We start from the raw sequence: 1,870 nt of genomic DNA, 5'->3' as shown, positions 1-1,870 counted from the left end.
CCTCGCTCCCCGACCCCGACGAAAGGCCATCCGGTGCCCATCGACTGGACCCTGATCGCTCCCGAGGCCGGTCTCGGCCCCCACCGGCTGGCCGGACGGCTCCAAGGGCTGATCGAGGAGGGGCGGCTGGCTCCGGGCGAGCGCATCCCGGCCGAGCGGGATCTGGCCGAGGAGCTGCGGATCTCGCGCGCTTCCGTACGGGAGGCGCTGCGCGAGCTGGAGCTGCGCGGTCTGGTGGACCGCAGGCCCGGCCGGGGCACCATCGTCACCGGAGCGACCCGGCCCGATCTCCATCCGCGCCAGCTCGGGGACATGACCGATGCCGCGCGGCTGGTCCACGAGGTGATGGATCTGCGCTCCGCCGTCGAGCCGCCGGTCGCGGCGCGGGCGGCCGTACGCGCCACCGAGAGCGATCTCCAGCAGCTCGCCGAGCTGCTGTCCCGGGCCGACAAGGAGCGCGACCGGGGGAATCTGGCCGCCCTCATCGAGCTGGACGGCGCGTTCCATGTCGCCGTCGCCCGGGCGGCCCACAACCCCATGCTCACCCGGCTCCTCGAAGCCACCAATGAGTGGGTCGGCCCCTCGCGCGACCCCGCCTACCAGAGCGCCGAACGCCTGGCCGCGTCCTTGCGGGCGCACCGCCGTATCCTCGCGGCTCTCATCGGCCATGACAGCGACGCCGCGGCGCAGGCCATGGCGGATCACCTCAGCGAGGTCCAGGGCATGATCATCGACACGCTCGACCGGGGGCTGCACGACCCGCTCACCCCTTCCTGACCGCACGCCACCACACACGCCACCCGCCCAGCCCCGACCGCACGCCACCGCACAGGCCGCCCGCCCGCGTGGCCGCCCGACACCCCCGCCGCCCGCCGCCGCACCGAGGAAAGCACTTCACCATGCCCCAGCCCCTGTCCCCGCCCGCCCCCACCCGGTCGTACGGTCTGGCCACTCCCCATGCCCTGGCGACCGGCGCGGGTGACGCCGTCCGGCGTGACGGCGGCAACGCCGTCGACGCGGCGCTCGCCGCGGCCATCGCGCTGACCGTCGTCTATCCGCACCAGTGCGGGGTGGGCGGCGACCTCATCGCGCTCGTCGCCCTGCCCGACGGGGAGGTGATCGCGGTCAACGGAAGCGGTGCCGCGCCGCTCGCCGCCGATCCCGACGCCCTGCCCGGCCCGCTGATGCCGGTCACCGGCCCGCACTCGGTGACCGTCCCCGGAGCCGTCGCGGGCTGGGCCACCCTGTCCGAGCTGGCCGGACGGCTGCCCTGGCGGCAGCTGTTCACCCAGGCGATCGGCTTCGCCCGCGACGGTGTGCCCACCGCGCCCGGGGTGGCGACCGCGCTGCGGCAGGAGGCGGACGGACTGCTGTCCGACGACGGCATGCGCGCCGTGTTCTTCCCCGGTGGGGAGCCGCCGGCCGCCGGGGCGCCGCTGCGGCAGCCCGCCCTGGCCCGGTCGCTGGCCCTGCTGGCGTCGGACGGGCCGAAGGCGTTCTACGAGGGTCCGCTCGGAGCCGCCGTGGTCGCCCGGCTGCGGGAACTGGGGTCACCGATCACCACGGACGACCTCGCCCGGCACACCACCGAGACCACCGCGCCGCTGTCCGCCGTCTTCCGCGGCGAGGAGTACCTCACCGCTCCCCCGAACTCGCAGGGCATGCATCTGCTCCAGGCCCTCGGTCTGATCGAGCGGCTGCCGTCCGGCGCGGAGCTGCTGGGTGCCGACGCCCAGCTGACGGCACGGGTCTTCGACGCGGTCACCGCGGACCGCGAGGAGCATCTCGCCGACCCCCGCCGGGCCCCGGTGCCGGTCGCCGAACTCCTCGGCGGCGCACATCTCGATGCCCTCGCCGCCGCGATCACCGG

2 protein-coding genes are annotated in these 1,870 nt (G+C 75.5%); both read left to right on the top strand.

The window, feature by feature from the left end:
• A partial coding sequence (locus ACWF94_RS39715) for a FadR/GntR family transcriptional regulator (protein WP_453500036.1) occupies nucleotides 1-777 on the top strand: 777 nt, incomplete at its 5' end.
• Nucleotides 778-899: 122 nt separating this feature from the next.
• On the top strand, nucleotides 900-1,870 hold a 971-nt coding region (locus tag ACWF94_RS39710; protein ID WP_453500034.1), incomplete at its 3' end, for a gamma-glutamyltransferase.

Source organism: Streptomyces sp. NPDC055078, assembly GCF_053607985.1.
Note: the sequence above shows the minus strand (reverse complement) of the source record. Positions and strands in the feature narration are given on the sequence as shown.